Source organism: Alteribacter lacisalsi (assembly GCF_003226345.1).
GTDB lineage: Bacteria > Bacillota > Bacilli > Bacillales > Salisediminibacteriaceae > Alteribacter > Alteribacter lacisalsi.
In genome coordinates, this window is the sequence record NZ_PDOF01000001.1 from 674,488 (window position 1) to 692,471 (window position 17,984).

Annotated in this window: 22 protein-coding genes; 18 read left to right on the forward strand and 4 right to left on the reverse strand. The window is 49.0% G+C overall.

Annotated elements, in window-relative coordinates; all coding sequences use genetic code 11:
• Window positions 1-46: 46 nt before the first annotated feature.
• The 11 genes from CR205_RS03240 to CR205_RS03295 all read left to right on the forward strand — a co-directional run bounded on the left by CR205_RS03240 (window position 47) and on the right by CR205_RS03295 (window position 8,077).
• Complete coding sequence (locus CR205_RS03240) at window positions 47-997, forward strand: M23 family metallopeptidase (RefSeq protein ID WP_110516883.1); 951 nt, start codon at window positions 47-49, stop codon at window positions 995-997.
• A gap of 18 nt (window positions 998-1,015) precedes the next feature.
• The gene (locus CR205_RS03245) at window positions 1,016-1,948 is read left to right on the forward strand and encodes a phosphotransferase family protein (RefSeq protein WP_110516885.1); all 933 of its coding nucleotides are present in this window, start codon (window positions 1,016-1,018) and stop codon (window positions 1,946-1,948) included.
• Window positions 1,929-2,384: an SRPBCC family protein gene (locus CR205_RS03250; RefSeq protein ID WP_110516888.1), complete on the forward strand. Its 456-nt coding sequence runs from the start codon at window positions 1,929-1,931 to the stop codon at window positions 2,382-2,384. Before CR205_RS03245 ends, CR205_RS03250 begins: the two co-directional genes overlap by 20 nt.
• A gap of 413 nt (window positions 2,385-2,797) precedes the next feature.
• The gene (locus tag CR205_RS03260) at window positions 2,798-3,586 is read left to right on the forward strand and encodes a halocin C8 precursor-like protein (RefSeq protein ID WP_110516892.1); all 789 of its coding nucleotides are present in this window, start codon (window positions 2,798-2,800) and stop codon (window positions 3,584-3,586) included.
• Window positions 3,587-3,726: 140 nt separating this feature from the next.
• Window positions 3,727-3,939, forward strand: a complete 213-nt coding sequence (locus tag CR205_RS03265) for a hypothetical protein (RefSeq protein WP_110516894.1) — start codon at window positions 3,727-3,729, stop codon at window positions 3,937-3,939.
• A 339-nt stretch (window positions 3,940-4,278) separates the two neighbouring features.
• Window positions 4,279-4,644 (forward strand): DUF4181 domain-containing protein, encoded by a 366-nt coding sequence (locus CR205_RS03270; protein ID WP_142669852.1) that lies wholly within the window; start codon window positions 4,279-4,281, stop codon window positions 4,642-4,644.
• A 35-nt stretch (window positions 4,645-4,679) separates the two neighbouring features.
• Window positions 4,680-5,003: a DNA-binding protein gene (locus CR205_RS03275; RefSeq protein WP_236634691.1), complete on the forward strand. Its 324-nt coding sequence runs from the start codon at window positions 4,680-4,682 to the stop codon at window positions 5,001-5,003.
• A gap of 161 nt (window positions 5,004-5,164) precedes the next feature.
• A complete protein-coding gene (locus CR205_RS03280) occupies window positions 5,165-5,614 on the forward strand; it encodes a hypothetical protein (RefSeq protein ID WP_110516898.1) in 450 nt (149 codons plus the stop codon).
• 152 nt (window positions 5,615-5,766) lie between these two features.
• On the forward strand, window positions 5,767-6,330 hold the full coding sequence (locus tag CR205_RS03285) for a sigma-70 family RNA polymerase sigma factor (protein WP_236634692.1): 564 nt from the start codon (window positions 5,767-5,769) through the stop codon (window positions 6,328-6,330).
• On the forward strand, window positions 6,330-6,764 hold the full coding sequence (locus tag CR205_RS03290; protein WP_161524652.1) for a PadR family transcriptional regulator: 435 nt from the start codon (window positions 6,330-6,332) through the stop codon (window positions 6,762-6,764). Before CR205_RS03285 ends, CR205_RS03290 begins: the two co-directional genes overlap by 1 nt.
• On the forward strand, window positions 6,761-8,077 hold the full coding sequence (locus CR205_RS03295; protein ID WP_110516902.1) for an FtsW/RodA/SpoVE family cell cycle protein: 1,317 nt from the start codon (window positions 6,761-6,763) through the stop codon (window positions 8,075-8,077). Before CR205_RS03290 ends, CR205_RS03295 begins: the two co-directional genes overlap by 4 nt.
• Window positions 8,078-8,200: 123 nt before the next feature.
• On the opposite strand, the gene CR205_RS03300 is transcribed toward CR205_RS03295, so the two are convergent.
• The gene (locus tag CR205_RS03300; protein WP_110516904.1) at window positions 8,201-9,628 is read right to left on the reverse strand and encodes an SLC13 family permease; all 1,428 of its coding nucleotides are present in this window, start codon (window positions 9,626-9,628) and stop codon (window positions 8,201-8,203) included.
• 242 nt (window positions 9,629-9,870) lie between these two features.
• On the opposite strand from CR205_RS03300, the gene CR205_RS03305 reads away from it, so the two are divergent.
• Both CR205_RS03305 and CR205_RS03310 read left to right on the forward strand, forming a co-directional pair.
• Window positions 9,871-10,878: a serine hydrolase domain-containing protein gene (locus CR205_RS03305; RefSeq protein WP_110516906.1), complete on the forward strand. Its 1,008-nt coding sequence runs from the start codon at window positions 9,871-9,873 to the stop codon at window positions 10,876-10,878.
• 70 nt (window positions 10,879-10,948) lie between these two features.
• Window positions 10,949-11,428, forward strand: coding sequence for a glutathione peroxidase (locus tag CR205_RS03310; RefSeq protein ID WP_110516908.1), 480 nt, complete (start codon window positions 10,949-10,951; stop codon window positions 11,426-11,428).
• A 144-nt stretch (window positions 11,429-11,572) separates the two neighbouring features.
• On the opposite strand, the gene CR205_RS03315 is transcribed toward CR205_RS03310, so the two are convergent.
• Together CR205_RS03315 and CR205_RS03320 are read right to left on the reverse strand one after the other, a co-directional pair.
• The gene (locus CR205_RS03315) at window positions 11,573-11,968 is read right to left on the reverse strand and encodes a hypothetical protein (RefSeq protein WP_110516910.1); all 396 of its coding nucleotides are present in this window, start codon (window positions 11,966-11,968) and stop codon (window positions 11,573-11,575) included.
• A gap of 236 nt (window positions 11,969-12,204) precedes the next feature.
• Complete coding sequence (locus CR205_RS03320; protein ID WP_110516912.1) at window positions 12,205-13,059, reverse strand: MBL fold metallo-hydrolase; 855 nt, start codon at window positions 13,057-13,059, stop codon at window positions 12,205-12,207.
• Window positions 13,060-13,399: 340 nt separating this feature from the next.
• On the opposite strand from CR205_RS03320, the gene CR205_RS03325 reads away from it, so the two are divergent.
• Both CR205_RS03325 and CR205_RS03330 read left to right on the forward strand, forming a co-directional pair.
• Window positions 13,400-14,809 carry an MDR family MFS transporter gene (locus CR205_RS03325; protein ID WP_110516914.1) on the forward strand — a complete coding sequence of 470 codons (1,410 nt, stop codon included), beginning with the start codon at window positions 13,400-13,402 and terminating at the stop codon, window positions 14,807-14,809.
• A 107-nt stretch (window positions 14,810-14,916) separates the two neighbouring features.
• Window positions 14,917-15,429: a hypothetical protein gene (locus CR205_RS03330; protein ID WP_110516916.1), complete on the forward strand. Its 513-nt coding sequence runs from the start codon at window positions 14,917-14,919 to the stop codon at window positions 15,427-15,429.
• Window positions 15,430-15,527: 98 nt separating this feature from the next.
• On the opposite strand, the gene CR205_RS03335 is transcribed toward CR205_RS03330, so the two are convergent.
• Window positions 15,528-16,010 carry an HIT family protein gene (locus CR205_RS03335; RefSeq protein ID WP_110516918.1) on the reverse strand — a complete coding sequence of 161 codons (483 nt, stop codon included), beginning with the start codon at window positions 16,008-16,010 and terminating at the stop codon, window positions 15,528-15,530.
• 92 nt (window positions 16,011-16,102) lie between these two features.
• Here CR205_RS03335 and CR205_RS03340 point away from each other — a divergent pair, with 92 nt between their 5' ends.
• The 3 genes from CR205_RS03340 (at window position 16,103) to CR205_RS03350 (ending at window position 17,947) form a co-directional block, all read left to right on the forward strand.
• Window positions 16,103-16,402: a TIGR04104 family putative zinc finger protein gene (locus CR205_RS03340; RefSeq protein ID WP_161524653.1), complete on the forward strand. Its 300-nt coding sequence runs from the start codon at window positions 16,103-16,105 to the stop codon at window positions 16,400-16,402.
• A gap of 136 nt (window positions 16,403-16,538) precedes the next feature.
• Window positions 16,539-17,411 carry a S16 family serine protease gene (locus CR205_RS03345; protein WP_110516922.1) on the forward strand — a complete coding sequence of 291 codons (873 nt, stop codon included), beginning with the start codon at window positions 16,539-16,541 and terminating at the stop codon, window positions 17,409-17,411.
• Between the two features lie 14 nt (window positions 17,412-17,425).
• The gene (locus tag CR205_RS03350; protein WP_110516924.1) at window positions 17,426-17,947 is read left to right on the forward strand and encodes a GNAT family N-acetyltransferase; all 522 of its coding nucleotides are present in this window, start codon (window positions 17,426-17,428) and stop codon (window positions 17,945-17,947) included.
• Window positions 17,948-17,984: the final 37 nt, after the last annotated feature.

Sequence of the window (17,984 nt, forward strand, 5' to 3'; positions counted from 1 at the left end):
CTTTCGCCGTGTTTTTTCGTAATAAAGCATAAAGAAGGGGAGGGCAATGATGAAAAGAGCAGGGGCGATGACTGCAGGAACATTGATTTTTCTGGCGGCCTGCGGGGATCACGAGCAGCAGACAGATACCAGCGGGGCGGTTACACCGGATACGTTTCCAGACACCGTGCTGGCAGGGGAAACCGACCGGATCTACAGTCAGATGAGCAGCAATTTCCAGGAACAGATCTCCGAGGATGAGCTGGACAACCTTACGGATAACTTTATACGGGGCATAGAATCGTTTGAACATTATACAGAAACAGACTTCGGGGAATCGGCAGAACATATCTGGATCAGTGATACACGGGACAGAGGAATGACGGCTCATTTCAGTGAGGATCTGACGATCGAAGGGATGGTCTTTACCCCGGTTACATTTCATCCGGACGCAGACGAAAACTGGACCGAAAATACATACGCGCTACCGATAGGTGAGGATGAATGGTTTGTGCTCTGGGGCGGAACCAATGAACTGGTAAACTACCACTACGCCTTTGAGAACCAGCGCTATGCACTTGATCTGATCGTCATGAATGATGGCGCTTCCTTTGAAGGAGATCCAGAGGAAAATGACAGTTATTTTGCTTTCGGTTTGGAGGTAAAAGCGCCCCTTGAAGGAGAAGTCATTCGCGTTGAAAACGATCTGCCGGATCAGACGCCGGGAGTGGAAAAGGATCCGGAAAACCTTCTTGGTAATTATGTGATGATTGAACACGAGCACGGGGAATACAGTGTGCTTGCTCATTTCAAACAGGATAGCATCACTGTGGCGGAAGGCGAGCACGTCGAAACCGGTGATCTGATCGGTCTCACAGGGAATTCAGGCAATACGACCGAGCCTCACATTCACTTCCATGTGGCTGACAGCCCGAACTGGGAAACGGCAACGTCCCTGCCGATCGCATTTGAAAACGGCCTGGATCCCGTCAGAGGGGACACGGTCACGGGAGAGTAACGTAACGGAGGAAATGGAATGGAAAGTCAAATAAGGGAAAAAATCAGTATCCTGAAAGATGCAAAATCGGTAAGGAGGCTTCATAAAGGATTTTCGGATGATCAGAAGTATGTGATTGACGAAGAGTGGCTTCTTCGCGTTTTCTCAAGCAGGGAGGACGAGCGTCGGAAAACAGAGTTTGATACGATTCGAAGGCTCTCGACGCTGTCAGACCGAATTCCGGAAGCCGTCAGGTATGACGTTTTGCAGGATGAAGGCCTGTCCTTTATGGTACTCGGTTTCGTGGCGGGGGAAGACGGGGAAGCAGCACTTCCAAAGATGCTGGAAAAAGATCAGTACCTGGCCGGCGTAGAAGCCTCCAAGGAACTGGCGAAGCTTCATCAGCTGCCGGCACCGCAAGAAACGGAGCCGTGGTATGAGGTTAAAAAGCAGAAAAACAGCCGCTATATAGAAGGTCTGAGAGAGCTGGACATTGAACCGGCCATGGCCCAAACGCTGAGTACCTATTTATGTGAGCACGAGCACCTGATGAAGGATCGTCCTAACCGGTTTCAGCACGATGATTTTCTTCCTTCAAACCTGATCTTTAAAGACGGACGGTTTGCCGGTCTGATCGATTTTCAGAGGATGGACTGGGGCGATCCGCTCCATGATCTTCAGAAGCTCGGCTTTTTTTCCAAACAGGTGAGTGTGCCTTTTTCCAGAGGAGCGATTGACGGGTACAGGGAACACGTCAGCAGTGATGAGAAGTTCTGGCGTCTGTACGCCTACTACAGTGCCGTGCACGTCGTCTCCTCCCTTGTTTGGGCAAAGAAGGAAGGACCTGATGTTTACGATCAGGTGTACGGTTATGCTCTGGAGGTGATGGACGACCACGACAGTTTTACCCGTGAAATCCCGAAATGGTATCGCACATCAGGAGGTATTGCCGATGCCGGTCATCCATCATGAGATTTTCATTCAGGCACCACCGGAAGTCTGCTTTGATCTGGCGCGGGATGTGGATGTTCATACCCGGACCACATCGGAGACCGGTGAAAAGGCTGTAGGCGGGGTGATTACAGGCCTTTTGGAAAAAGGTGATGCTGTTACGTGGGAAGCGACCCACTTTAAAATCAGGCAGCGGCTGACCGCAGAAATCGTCCAGATGGACAGGCCGCACAGCTTTACCGACGTGATGATCAAAGGAGCGTTTGCCTCGTTTACCCATACTCACGAGTTCAGGCGCAAAGGAAACGGAACCATCATGACTGATACCTTTGACTATCGGTCGCCGTTCGGTGTTTTGGGCCGGCTGGCAGACCGGGTGTTTCTGGAAACGTACATGAAACGGTTTATCGTAAGCCGTGCAAAAGCATTGAAAAAGATGGCTGAAGAAAAAGCATAACGTAAGACAGGGGTTTGCAAAGTGGGGACGGTTCCCGCTTTGCATTTTTGTGTTTGTGGTTTTTCAGAATACAGTGCTCGTTGATTTCAGACGGTCTGATTTCAAAATGCAACGCGGGAACCGTCCCCACTTTGTCCCCACTTTGTCGAAAGTCCGGGACTTGCTGAGCAAAGGGGCAGGTTGATGCAGGTCTATGGAACCGCAGAAAATGATTGCATCCTGCCGTTGGTTGTATAATTGGAAAATCCTGTTTTCGGACTTTGTTCCTGGGTATATCAGTAAGGGGAGCCTAAGAATTGGAAAGGGAGGGAGGCTTATGGATTGGAATATTCTCATCATGACGTTCCTAATTGCCTATGCCGTCACTGTGACACTCATGCTGTTAAGAAAAAAGAAATAAGGAGACTGATTATATGGAAAAGAAGCTGATGAAACCGCTGATGCTGCTGTCTCTCGCTGTTGTTTTCTTTTTTGCAAATATGAGTGCGGGAACGGGGATCATGGCCCAGGATTCCGAGCCTCCTGAGTTAAGAACAGAGTTTTCCTCCAATGTGTCCAACAAGGAATTTAACCAGATCCGCAACGGCCTGAAACATACGGATGCCTACAAAGCATATAAGGATATGTCCATGATCAATGCGGTCCCGAACCGGGATATTATCATTAATACTGTTGAAGGGGAAAACGGGACTTATGCGTACGTGGAGTTTATGCTTGATGCACATAAGGCGTCTATGAGTGACAACCTGGTGTATGCGCAGTTTACTTATCATTTGGATGAACAGCGGGTCGTTTCGGATCACGGACTCTATGCGATGGAGCTGGATGATGACTATATCAACCTGAAAATGCTATACAATGTGAACGGTACGGGTGTGGAGGTCTACGATGTGAATGTGGACGTGGATGGGAAAATGTCGGACATTGATGGGTTGGAAATCCTTGAGGAAGATTTCATTGCTTCCTCTGAACTTAAGATTAAAAGTATTCTAGATGAGCTGGATCCGGAAGAGATGGGTTCCAATTCATTTTGTGAGTATGCACTTGCTGCCCTTTGCGGCGCAGGCGGTGGAGCCGGCTGTTACGCAGCGGCGGCAGCCCTTGGCATCACAACAGGCATTGGCGGGGTAAGCCTTGCCATTGTTTGCGGCGCAATCAGCAGCGTCGGCTGTACTGCTGCCTCAGATCAGATTTGCGGATAGATATCTTAATAGAGTCCGGATTTCCTATGGGAAGTTCGGATTTATTTTGCAAAAATTAAAAAAATAATTCTGTTCCTGCTTTAAAAAGTCGGATTTTAGGGAATATAAACGGTAAATAGAATGCGAAAGGGTGAATCTTCATGTTCGTGAAAATTAACGCAATTGAAGAGGAAGGCGTATTTTTTCATGTTAGTGACCCCGTTACCCGTTCCCTAGCCGGTTTCGCCAGGAAAGTGCAGTCAAATCCAGGAGCGTATCAGCTGAGTGTCATTGGCCAGGGCGCATTCACCCCGGATCAGGTAAAACTTATTAACGAAGAAATCGACCGCATGTTCAGCCGTTCGTTACAATAGCCCTTAATCAGAAAGCCGGATGCCCACGCATCCGGCTTTTTGTTAATTGGGGACGGTTCTCACTTTGCATTTTGGTTGAAATTACAGGATGAAAATCGCAGCTGGTTTTATTTTTCCTTTTTTATGGTAGTCTTTAAGTATGTCAAGGACGGTTTCCGCTCCGCATTTCTGCCGCATTGGGCAGCAAATCAAGGCTGAACCGTAATGGTCGATACATAAAAATGCCATGCAGGAACCGTCCCCACTTTGCAAACGGGAGGGGTCCTTATCTATTCTTACCGGGTGCCGGAGCATTTCTGGCTTACTCTGATTCTGCTAATTACAGGGATTGGGTTCATAATGTACATGTTTCATGAAAGCCTCCGCCGCGTTCTCGGACTTGAGAAGTTTCCTTTCTTTTCCGATAACCATGTGAACGACCTTCATAAGAAAGTGGACGGGATCGTCAGATGGATACTTGTTGGAGGTCTGTTAATCTGGTGGTTTATTGATGCCGCTGTATCCCCCATGAGAGATTCGGGGTGGATTGCTGTTCATTATCTGCTGTTTGTGGTTATCGGCAGTCTCGAAATGCTGAGGGCATTCATGGAGTGGCGGTACGGGGAAGAGCGAAAAAGGTGGATCCTGACGGCAGGCAATCTGGCGTTTGGGGTTCTGATCCTTGCCGTGCTGTTTACTACCGACTTTTTAGGACTGTTTAGGTGATAATTTGAAAAAAATAACAAACGAGGAGGAATCGAATGATGGAAGTTGTACAGCTTTCTACTTTCTGGCTGGCAGCAGGAATCGCTGTCGCCGCTTATTTTATTGGTGACGGCATGAAGAATTTTAAAAATCCGAATGCCAAAAGTGCGAATCCCATAAATTTCATGGAAGAGGATGGAATGGAACAGCACAAGCTCATCAAGGAATCCGAACTTCCCTATTTTACTGGTCTCTCAAAAGAAGACGCCAGTGCCCTTATAAAAGACCATCCCGAGATTCCGCATATTATTATCAACCATCGCGCATATTTTCCAAGAGAAAAACTGCGAAAATGGCTGATGGAAGCAGGCACAAGATAAGTGAAACGGGGACGGTTCCCACTTTACATTTTTGCCTCTTCCTGCAGAAATCTTTAATGCATGATTGAATACATAGAAATGCGGCCAGGGAACCAGCCCTGCTTAACAAGGGGAAGAAACTTATTAAATGGTCTGTGCTTTTATGTTTCGGGGCGTTCACAATGCTGTGGGCCTGTGCAGGCGAAACCAGCACACTGCCGGATGAAAAACCGGATGATTTTGCCTTTTCTCTTCAGTATGGGGTGATGGCATCTAACGAACTTAATACCTTTGATGATACGTTTACGAAGGACTTGATTGATGACGGTCAGGAAACAACACGCATGTTGCTTTCTGAGGAAGAAATGACTCAGATTTACGAGGAGATTAAAGCGGCCGGGGTGCTTGATGTGGCAGATGAGATGGATGGAACGAGGTGTTCCGAACCGCATAACAGCTACGAGCTGGTTCTTCAGGCGGAAGGCGAGCAGTACGAAAAGAGCTGGAATACCTCCTGTGAAAATAAGGCGACGGCGGCATGGGAAGCGTTTATGGACTTTCTTGAGACCGACATCTTCCAGCCGCGGCCGGAATACCAGGCAATGCCGGAAACTTCCGGAGGTTATGACTGATCAGGAATGTCGGAAGTAAGCATCCCGAAAAATCATCTGAATCCGGAGAACGAAAACCTTCTGCCAAAACCGGGGGAAGGTTTTTTTACCTGTTTTCCAAACCAACAGGTATCCTGCGTCGTCTAAAAGGAGGAAGGTGAGGTGAGAAACGAGTGAACGAAGCGGAATATAAATATGACTTGTCCAAAGGCAGTGCTATGGATGAGCACAACAAAGAAGATATCGTTGATCACCTGATCGACGTTTACGGGGACCGGATCCTGCATATGGCTTATACATACGTGAAAAACGAAGCCACGGCCGAGGATCTGACGCAGGACGTTTTTATAAAATGCTACGAGAAGCTCGATCAGTTTCACGGGAGATCATCGCTGAAAACCTGGCTGTACTGTGTGGCTGCCAATCACTTTCGGGATTATCTGAAAAGCTGGCATCACAGGAAGGTGTCCCTTAACGAAAAGGTGCTTTCCTATTTTCCCTCCCAAAACCGGAATGTGGAGGAGACGGTGGTGGCCCGTGACGATGAACAGCAGCTGTCCGAAGCGGTCATGGCACTGCCTGTGAAATACCGGGAAGTGGTGTTTCTCCATTATTACGAAGAACTGCCGCTGGCAGATGTAAGCCGGATGACAGGCGTGAACACCAACACACTGAAAACCAGGCTCACCCGCGCCCGACAGTTGTTAAAAGAGATGATCAGCGAGGAGGAAAAATGATGAAGGATCCGATCCAAAATGTAAAAAGCGCGATGACGAATCAGGTGTTTAAAAACCTCAGCTTTTCAAAAAAGAGGAGGCAGAGCGTTAATGATGCGATCCGGGAAAAAAAGCAGATTTCCGGGCTTGCTTCCTGGCCGGAGGATACGCTGGCCGCGTTGTTAAATGCCGTAAAAGACGAGGCTCAAGACGGCTACGCGATTTCAAGCATTCTGTTCCGGAAACAGGACCGTACTTTTGAAACAAAGGAAGGCGAACTTTACACGCTGCTGCACCTGCTCGAGAACAAGGAGATCCTCAGGTCACACTGGAAAAACGACAGGAAATACTACGCCCTTACAGCCAAAGGGAAGAAATACCTTGCTGCGAGCGCAGACCAGAGCGCCGTTGACAGACCGGTTCTGCGGAAGCTGATTGAGGAGGCGGCACTGTGAGCAGGGAAACCTTTATTACTTTTCTGGAAAAAGTGACGTCCCGCGTGAAAGCCAGGGGCGCGCACGCGATGATAAAAAAAGAGCTCCACACTCATATGGAAGAACTCCGGAAGTCATACGAAACAAGGGGCCGCTCAAGAGAGGAAGCCGAAGAGCTGGCTGTTGAACAGATGGGCAACCCTTACACGGTCGGCGACAGGCTTAACCGGATCCACAAACCTCGGATGGACTGGATTCTCATCGCCCTGTTTGCCATGCTTGCAGGTACCGGGCTCCTTACGGGATTCGGGGCAGCATCCAATCTTTCCCTGCCGGCAAGTTATTTCGTTGAGCGTCAGGCCATCTGGTACGCAATTGCGCTTATATTCCTTGTATCTGTAATGTTCTTTGATTACCGGAAGCTGGCGAAATGGTGTGTTTCGTTTTACGGAGCCGGGCTGTTTCTTCTTGCTGCAACAAGTCTTTTCGGGGTGACTATGAACGGTGCACAGCGGTGGCTCGCAGTTGGAGGATTAACAATTGACGGCGGGATGCTGGCACTGCTGTTTTTCCTTCTCGGCTGGGCAGGAATGCTGCATCGCATCGACCTTTATAAAAGCTGGCAGTGGCAGATAGGATTAACGGCGATGCTGTGGGCGCCGGCAGTAATCTACCTTTCGATGCCCTACATCGTACTTGCCGTTATTTATCTGCTCTTCGTGACAGCCATGTTTCTGTTTTCCGGTGCTGGCCGGAAAACGATCCTGACTCTGGGGGGATTGAATACGCTGGCTGTCCTGATCGTCGCTGCAGGCGCATATGTCACCGTGCCCGGTGCGCGGTTCAGTCATCTGGAAGGACGGATCGGCGGTTTTTTAAATCCCAATGCCGCTGCCGACGGTCACGGGTACATGTATATGATGGTCCGCCAAGCGTTATCTGAAGCGGGCTGGTTCGGAAACGGCCTTCTGGATACCGGCCACGGCCTGCCAGAAGCGCACACTGACCTGGCTTTTGTTTATCTCGTTTATGCCCTTGGCTGGTCGTTCGGCATTTTTCTCTGCTTGCTGATTCTAGCGTTCGTGTGGCGGATCTGCCGCAATACCTTTAAAACCCCGGATCATTTCGGCAGACTTCTCGTGATCGGAGGAGCGGTGATGTTCAGCCTCCCGGCGGTCTGGAACATTCTGATGGGACTCGGGATTCTCCCGATTGCCGGTGTTTCCCTGCCGTTGGTGAGCTACGGAGGCAGCATGCTCCTCCTTTACGCCATTGTCCTCGGGCTCATCCTCAACGTTTACCGTAAAAAAGACATCATCCAACCGACAATGTAAAACGGGGACGGTTCTCACGTAACATTTCAGCACCACGGGGTATCCGGGAGAAGGCATTAAGCCTCCTGCTTTACCTTGGTCTAAACAGCTGGAATGCAACGGGAGAACCGTCCCCAATTAACATTACGGGCTCAGGACGAGCGGCTGCCAGAAGTAAACGAACATGACGATCACGAGAATCGAGATAATGTTCATCCAGAATCCGGCTTTGACCATATCGTCAATGGTCAGATAATCAGAACTGAAAACTGCGGCGTTCGGCGGTGTGGAGATTGGCAGCATGAACGCACACGAGGAAGCAAGCGCCACGATGGCCATGATCCCATAAGGTTCAACGCCAATACCGAGAGCCAGTCCGATACTGATCGGAATGAGCATGTTGGAAACGGCAGTGTTGGACATAATTTCTGTCATAAACAGGACGATGGCTGCAAGCACAATCAGAATGAGAATGAACGGCAGCACCTGTAGCCCCTGGAGCAGTTCCCCGAACCAGTCTGTGAGATTTGATTCTTCAAAGGCAGCAGCAAGAGACAATCCGCCCCCGAACAGAAGCAGCAGACCCCAGGGAAGATTTTTCATATCATCCCATTTCATCAGCCCACCTTTGGCATTTTTGCTCGGAAGAAGAAACATCGCCGTGGCACCGACCATGGAGATGGTCGTGTCGGACAGGCGGATGTTCTCTGGCAGAAATCCACTTGAAATCCAGAGCGTGCCGGTCAGGGCAAAAATCGTAAGTACAGCTTTCTCTTCAAACGACATCGGTCCGAGTTCACGGATCTGATTTTTCGCAAAGTCATCGGATATGTTCCCCGTCTGTTTCACTTTAAACTTCCAGCCGGTCATATAAAAATACAGCACGGTGAGAAGAATCACTGTAATAGGAAAACCGAACAGAAACCAGTCGGCAAAAGTGATGCGCACATCAAGAATCTGCGCGGATACACCGGCAAACACGGCGTTCGGTACCGAACCGATGAGGGTAGCCAGTCCCCCGATTGAGGCGGCGTAGGCAACAGTCAGCAGGAGCCCTTTCGCAAACTTGTGAAACGACGCGTCATCGAAAAAGTCCTTTTCCTTAATGTCGGCAATGAGTGCGAGCGCAATCGGAAGCATCATCAGCGCCGTTGCGGCGTTTGAAATCCACATGGATAGAAGCGCTGTAGCAAGGGCAACTCCAAGGATAATCCGCTTACTGTTCGTCCCAACCATGGAAATGATGGTCATGGCAATCCGTTTATGCAGATTCCACTTTTCGATCGCAAGCGCAATGGTGAAACCGCCGAAGTACATAAACACGATCGGATCCGTGTACGCCATCGTCGCCGTTTCTTCCTCCGCACCACCGGTCAGCGGCAGCAGAAAGATCGGCATAAGGGACGTAGCCGGAATCGGCATCGCTTCCGTAATCCACCACGTTGCCACCCACGCTGTGACGGCGAGAACAGCCCGCGGGGCATCATCAAGACCGGTAATAGCCGGGAAAAAATAAAGAATACTGAATAAGGACGGACCCAGTATGAGTCCGATTATTTGTCTTCTTCCCATAGTTTTTCTCCTTTCGCATTGTCTGGCTAATTGATTACTTGAACGGGGAGTGCTCTTTCTGGTGAATAAATGGTGAAAACGAATACATTTTCTATACCTCTAATGTGCTTTTGTAAAACAGCGTAAATTGGATCAATTCCAACCGCAGTAATAGTTTTGTATAATTAAAGGGAATCCCAATACCGCAGAAAAGCCAACTGACGAAACCGACACAGCTCATTTGAAAAAGGTGAAGTAACTGTATGCTGAAAAATAAAATAAAGCACATATGCATGAAAACCGGCTTTTCAGGCGTGATTTATGCGAAAAACAATGATGTCGCTTTGATTGAGCAAGCGTTTGGGTATGCAGACAGACCTGAGAAAAGGAAAAACCGGATGAACACCCGCTTTGGGATTGCCTCAGGATGTAAACTTTTTACGGCGATCGCTATCTGCCGGCTGGTAGAGGAAGGCCATCTGTCATTCGGCACAAGGCTCACCGACTGTCTGAAAAATGAATTTCCTCACTTTGACCCGGCAATCACGGTACACCACCTGTTAACTCATACTTCCGGTGTGCCAGATTACTTTGATGAAGCGATGATGGATGATTTTGAAGATCTCTGGAAAATGCAGCCCATGTATCACCTGCGAACACCACGTGATTTCCTCCCATTGTTTCAAAATCAGAAGATGATGTTTGCCCCTGGTGAACGGTTCCATTACAATAACGCGGGCTACATTCTTCTTGGTCTGATTGTGGAAGCCCACTCAGGCATGTCGTTTGATCAGTTCGTGGAAAAAGAAGTATTCAAACCATGCAGCATGCACGATTCCGGCTATTTTTCCTTTGATCGCCTGCCAGGAAACACAGCCATCGGCTATATCGATGAAGAAAACGGCAGCTGGAGAACGAACCAGTATGCCCTGCCCGTAAAAGGCGGGCCTGACGGAGGGGCATTCGTAACCGCAGGAGATATGATAAAGCTCTGGGACAGCCTCCTCAGCTTAAGACTTCTTAGTAAAAAGATGACTCGGACCCTTATGTCGCCCCACACCGAAACAGGAGAAGGAGATTATTACGGATACGGGATGTGGATCGGTAACCGGAACGGTGAAATTGGCATTTATCACGTGATGGGCTACGATCCCGGTGTAAGTTTTGCGTCGGCTTATTATCCCGCTGCAGAAGTTACAGCTGTGATCCCTTCAAACCAGTCATCAGGGCCTCATAACATTCTCAGAATCCTGGAAACTGAGATATTGTAAGTCGATGTATTTGAGTCTCGTAAACCTGTTCAATTATTACTAAAATAATCCTAGTGAAGGAGGAGTAGACATGACAGATACTGTACATGATTTCACGGTAAAGAAGCCGAATGGGGAGGAAGTCTCTCTTGAGGCATACAAAGGAAAGCCGATGGTAATTGTGAATACGGCAACCAAATGCGGACTGTCCGGGCAGTTCAGGGAACTCGAACGTCTGCACCAGACATATGGCGAGGATGGCCTCGCCGTCCTCGGTTTTCCATGCAACCAGTTCATGAAACAGGAACCGGTGTCCGATGAGGAGATGACCGAAACGTGCGAGATAAACTTCGGCGTCACATTCCCGCTTTTTGCAAAAATAAAAGTGAATGGGGAAGAGGCCCATCCCCTTTACAAACATCTGAAAAACGCTGAAAAAGGCCTGCTCAGTTCGGAAATCAAGTGGAATTTCACGAAATTCCTCGTGGACGGTGATGGGAACGTGGTCAAACGCTATTCCCCGCAGACGTCTCCCAAGAAAATGGAAGAAGATATTCAGAAGTATCTATAAAACAAGTAAAAGGAACCTCCCCCTCAGGTATGGGGAGGTTCCTTCTGTTTTTGATTATATAGTATTGATATCCCTGTTAACTGCCAAGGCACTTGAATTGGGACCCTTTTATTGAGTCAATCATTTCCTGAGCTTATGAAATACTCATTTTATTTTTCCTCTTCCGCTCAGCTGGTACGTTTCCTGATTGGCAATCTGCAGAAGCTCGAACACATCACCGAATTCCCCATCGTCGCCGACCGTAGTTGCAGAAATCATATACACTTCGCCCTCTTCAATAAGGTTATAAACCATCGCTTCCTCGATCATAATCTTATACGCCACGCGGTTCTCCGGTTTTTCATGAATGTTGGACCCGACGATCCACATCTCAATATATTCCCCAGATTCAACATGGTGGTGTTTTTCCTCGACAATAAAACCGGCCATGGAGATGCTCTGAATCTCCTTATTGCTATGGTGCGGAAGCAGAAGCACAATCACTGAAAGAACAAAGATTGCGGCAGCCGTAAGCAAAATACCTTTGAGGTTGGTACTCATGCAGATTATTCCCCCTGACTGTTCCCTTGATACCTTATCCTTATTCCGTCAGCCGTGGTGAGTAGTACACTTCCACACTTACGGAAGAATCATGTATTGAAGAGCATAAAAATGATTAAGACAGCTGTAAAAATTCCGCCGTCAGCCAGCCTCAGCAGGACTGCCATCCGAAAACCTACTTCCAATCCTAACATTATTTTCTAAATGTTCGGAAGGAGAGCAGCAGACCTTTCCGTTTAATCCCGATACCCGTTCACAAAGTAATCAGCCGTCTCAGCTTCTTCCATCTCCAATGGTTCCCCTTTGTGTGCCTCGAGCTCTTTCAGGATATGATCCAGGTCACCCTCGTGCTCCGATACAAGAAAGGCAAGCGTCCTTAAAAGGTCTGCCTCTTTCACGTATTCCTGTCTTGTGATGGCTTTCCAGTGTGAAATCACATACGTTTGCGCGTCAAACGCTTCAATTTTGTCCAGAAGCGAAAGCGTTTCGCGGGCAGTAAAACGCCAGGAAGGCGCGTAAAGATCAGGGACGATCGCATCTGCCAGAAAAAGAACCCGTTCCTCTTTGATGTAGACAACGATTCCGTCAGGGGCGTGATCGCCGCCAACCTGTTTTAGAACACAGGTAAGACCGCCGAGATCAATCGTGAGCTCGTCCTCGAATGTAATATCCGGCAGCACAATTGTCATGTCACGTTCCCCGGGAAATTCCTCCCGGATCGCGTTTGCGCAGAACGGGATTTCGATCCCTTCATTCACCCGCTGGTCCAGCGCAGCATCGTCCCAGCTGTACACGGCCAGTTTTTCCATCTCCCGTCGTGTGTCCACAGAAGAGATCACAGGGACGGAAAGAGCGGACAGTCCGAAAACGTGATCCCAGTGCCAGTGGGTCACAGCGGCAAGCGTGGGCTGCGGCTTCCCTGCTTCGTGCAGTTTTTCAAGAAACAGCTTTGCGTGTGCCTCCGAATTGCCGCCGTCGATCATCAATGTATGTCTGTCACCTGAAACGGACATGAGAATCGGCCTGTCCGTTGGTCCTACAGGCGTTAAATAGGAAATGGCTTTCGATAAAGAAATGAGCTTCTGTTCCATTGTTCATTCTCCTTTTATCTTCATCATGATGTATGTTTATTTTACCGTAGAACCAGTGGGAAATCTGCTATACTGGAGTGAGATTTGTTTAGAATGCTCTGTTAAAGTTTTTTGTTGATTTCCGCTCTCCACGCTCCCTTTCCGCTGGCACCGCTTTAGCCTCCTCGTGGAAAAACCGCCTTGCGGGGTCTTCAGCCGGCGCTGTTCCCGCAGGAGTGTCGCGCGTTCGCTGCAATCGCCTATAGAATAGTCAACATTAAGGTTTAACTCAGCAGTTTATAAAGAGAAAATGGCCCAAAACATTACGGGCCGTAACAGGGGATAAAGAGGGGAAGCACAGATGGATCAATATCAGAAAAGAATTGTGACCGCACTTCTGATTGCCACATTCCTGGCGGCGATTGAAGTGACTGTCATCAGTACGGCAATGCCGAGCATCACTCAGGACCTGGGGGGACTGGACCTGATCAGCTGGGTGTTTGCCATTTACCTGCTTACATACGCCGTTATGACACCGATATTTGGAAAACTGGCCGACTTATTCGGCCGAAAAAAGATCTTTATCACCGGCGCTACGCTCTTTTTAATCGGCTCTGCTTTATGCGGGTTTTCCCAGTCGATGGAGCAGCTCATCGCCTTTCGGGCCCTGCAGGGCGTGGGGGCGGGGGCTCTCATGCCGATGGTGTTTACGATTGTCGGAGACGTGTTCCGTTACGAGCAGCGGGCCCGGGCCCAGGCGATTATCGGCTCGATCTGGGGGATTGCCGGCATATTCGGACCGCTCGTGGGCGGCTTTACGGTGGACTTCTTCACGTGGCACTGGATTTTCTTTATGAATATCCCATTCGGACTCGTTAGTATGTATCTGATCGGACGGAACCTGGAGGAAAAACTGGAAAAGAAAAAGCGCTCGATCGACTACGGCGGGGCGTTCACCTTTATGATTGGGAGCGGGGCTCTCCTATACGCTCTTCTGTCTGGCGGTAACGAAATCGCCTGGAACGAACCGCTAATGTTCGGTCTTCTCGGAACTGCGCTCGTCTTTCTGGCTGTTTTTATTGCACTTCAGTTCCGAGTTAAGGAACCGCTCGTGCCGGTGCACCTGTTTAAAAATCGGCATCTGGTGACCGCCAATGCAAACGGTCTCCTCTTAGGGATGATGCTGATCGGCCTGACGGCGTACCTGCCGCTCTGGGTGCAGGGCGTGCTCGAACTGCCTGCCACAGCTTCGGGACTGACACTGATCCCCATGAGTCTCGGTTGGCCGCTTGCGGCATTCTATGCAAGCCGGATTCTCGGGAAATTCGGTGCGAAAGCGATCTGTATGACCGGCACCGGCGTTATTGTCCTTAGTACGTTTGGTCTGACACTTATTTCCGCAGGGACGCCGAACTGGGTGCTCGTTGTGATCATGTTTTTCGTTGGAACCGGATTTGGTCTTTCCATGACGATCTTTACGGTCATCGTGCAGTCATCCGTCGGCTGGGATAACCGGGGCGCGGCTGCGAGTTCGAATGCGTTTCTGCGCACACTCGGTCAGACGCTCGGTATTACCATTCTTGGAACGGTGCTCAATCAGTACATCGGCGGCCACACTCTGAACGGTGCGACTGTGGCGCCGGATATTCTGGGAGCCGGCCTTCATACGGTGTTTATCCTGATCTTCGTACTTGCGGCTCTCAGTTTTGCCGTCACAAGCCTGCTGCCAAAAGAAGAACCTGAGCATGCACGGACCTCACCTGCAAAATAGCACAAATGTTTCATAGAAAAGCCATGAATCCCATGGCTTTTTCTGTTTGGAAAAATGGTAAAATAGATTCAGAGTTTTTACAGCAGACCGCAGGAAGGGTTGATCATATGACACAGGACAAGCATGCGGAAAAGGGAATGTCCACACAGAGAAAAGTACTGCTTATTCTAACAGGCACCATCCTCGGAATATCCATTGTACTTCTTATTTCCATTATGATTATCGAAAGCATCGCAGGGGGAGAATTGACAGAGGAGGAACGGTCCATGGTGATCCGTTATTCCGAGGCGTTTATAGAAGACATGTATGAAGAATCCAGTGAAGTGATCTTCAGCCACTATTTTTATGAAAATGATGAATCGACCAGTTACGAGGATCTATCTGAACTCGTCGATGAGGTGCGTTCCGGTGAGCTGACAGCCATCCGGAGTGAAGATGAAGAAATTCCTGAAATTGGAAGAGGTTGGCGTACCGGAAGTGCCACCTATTCCGTGTCGATTACGACCGAAGCAGTTGAGGCAGGGGGGAGCCGAGACATTGACTGGCACTTTACCTGGGTGGAAGACGGGGATGGTCTGATGCTGACACATCTGCCGGAGCTTGAAGAGGTGGAGGAATAGGCAAAAATAAAGAAAGGCATGAGGGTTTTTCTCCTTCATGCCTTTCAGTATGTCTTCCCGCTGTGCAGCAACCAGACCTGATATGAGGGTAAACTTACTTACCGTAAAGCTGCTGACAGCTGTTTAATCGCATCTCTAACACGTGGGATATGATCTTTATCATTCATGTGATTTCTCGCGTGAAGCAGAACGGGGCGTACTGACTCCACAGAGCGGCCGAATTGATACATCCAGTCGTACCTTGGCACCATCCACGTATGAAAATGGTGGGTCGTGTCTTCGTTATAGAAGTAATACACGTGCTCAATTCCGAGAACGTCCCGTTGTGCCTGACGGATTTTTGCCATCGTATGGATATAGTCGGCGCGCTCAGGTTCAGTCAGTTCATCGAGACAGGTGACGTGGCGCTTGGAGGCAAGAATAATCAGCCCTCTAACCGGGTAGGCCACATCCTGATGGGCATGAAAGTACTCTGTTTCGAGCACAACGCCGCCGTCAGGTTTGATCAGACCGCGTGTCAGCGCGCAGCTCAGGCACTCAACCTCGACGGTTCTTCCGTCAGCTATTGTGATTTGTTTCATGGTTACGCCTCCTTTAGTTCAGAAACTTCTGTTTTCCATCGTACCATACCAATGGTATAATATGGGTAAGTGAGATGCTCGGAGGTGAGCGAATGAAACTGCCTGAATGCTGGTCCTGTGGCCACGAGTATTCCTATCTGCAGGGGCTGGGATTTCTGTTTGACAGAAAGTGTCCGAACTGCCGGGAAAAGCAGTATGTGACTACGAGAAGTAATTACAAGTCAGCACTGCCGGCCGGCCTCCTTGTATGTATGCCCGGATTTGCGCTGCTGTTCCTCACAGATATGAGTTACCCGGCATACGTTTTGGCGGTGACCGGCTTATTCATTCTATCGCTGCTGATTCTGCCGTTACTTATAGAGACTTCAGAAAAACAGGAGCCGCTCGTCTAAAGAGGGAGGAGAACAGGGTGCCGGAGGTGGTGCACTGTTTTTCTCATTTTGCCCTGTTGCCCCGGGCACCTTAACAGATCGTATAGACGTTCCTATATTATTTATTATTCGAAGATTACGAGAAAGGGGGCGGAGGATGCCCATAGCAGCCGGATTCATTGCAGGAGCCATTATGTATCTCTCTCTTTTTATGCTGTACATAAATGATGTTATGAATGGTTTTATTTTCATCGGATTGCTGCTGATTTTCTGTTTTTTTACAGTGATTCTATTTTTCTTTTTGCGAAAACGAAAAAGACAGACACGCTTTTTCACCTCAGCCCTATCTGTTCTACTGATCCTCCTTGCATTCGATTTTCAGCTTCTTGAGTATGAGTCAGCAACCTATACGGCCACTGGTTATATGGAGCCAATAGATCTGCTCGAGGACTCGGGTCTGTACCTGCTCCCGGTGAGAATCGAACCTGTGGCCTTTATCGAAGACAAAGAATGGCTGATGGAAGGGTTCGAAGCCCAGAATATCGATATCTATCATATTGAACCGATCACAAATCAGGATCGTTATGTAAGCAAAAACAGGTGGCTGGCCGCATTTGCAGGGTTTACCAGAGACGGCATGACCGAAATGGAGGAGAATCTCACCTCCTACGGCTACAGCGGACTCGCGTTTGCAGAAGATTTTTTTGAACTTGATAACCTGAAAGGAAACAGTGCCGGGCTTGCCCTCGGACTCAAGGCAATGTATGACCGTGGCGAGCTTCAAAACGCCGTTCCGATCGGGATTACCGGTGCTATTGAGCGGGACGGGACGGTGTCAGCCGTCGGCGGCATCCGGGAAAAACTGCTCACGTCGGAAGCTGAAGGCTTCTCCCACGTGATTCTGCCTGAATTAAATTTTGCAGAAGCACATGCAGCGAAACAGAATGAATCTCTTGATGTAGAAATACATGGTGTGCGAGATATTGAACACGCAGCAGACGTGATTCGAGAATTGAATGGAAGCAGATAAAAGGAGATGGAATCATGACAAATAAAGTCAGACTCGTTATTCCGGACGTCTCCTGGCGCGAGGAATATCTGAATTTTTACCGGGACTGGATCAATAGCGGAGAGGACATCGTTCCCTGGGTCGTTGAAAAAGATCCGTCCGATTTTGACGCGATGGTGACGTTTCTCCATAACAATCATAATGGCATAAATCTGAAGGAGGGGTGGGTCAGGGATTCCACCTACTGGCTCGCAAACGAGGAGCAACGGATTGTAGGGGCAGTCAATATCCGTCAAGCCCTAACCCCGTTTCTCATGAACAGCGGGGGACACGTGGGGTATGGGATTCGTCCGGGATACAGAAGAAAAGGCTACGCGACAACGCTTCTCTCTCTGTCACTGGAAAAACTGCGCAAACTTGGTGTGAAAGATGTGCTTGTCGTATGTGACGATGTTAACGAAGCTTCGCGCCGGACCATCCAGAAAAATGGCGGGATCAGGGACAGGGATTTCGTGGAAGCAGACGGGAATGTCGTAAACCGGTTCTGGATCAAATAGGAGAGCGAGTTCCTGCAGGCGAGTAACAGCCACCCTG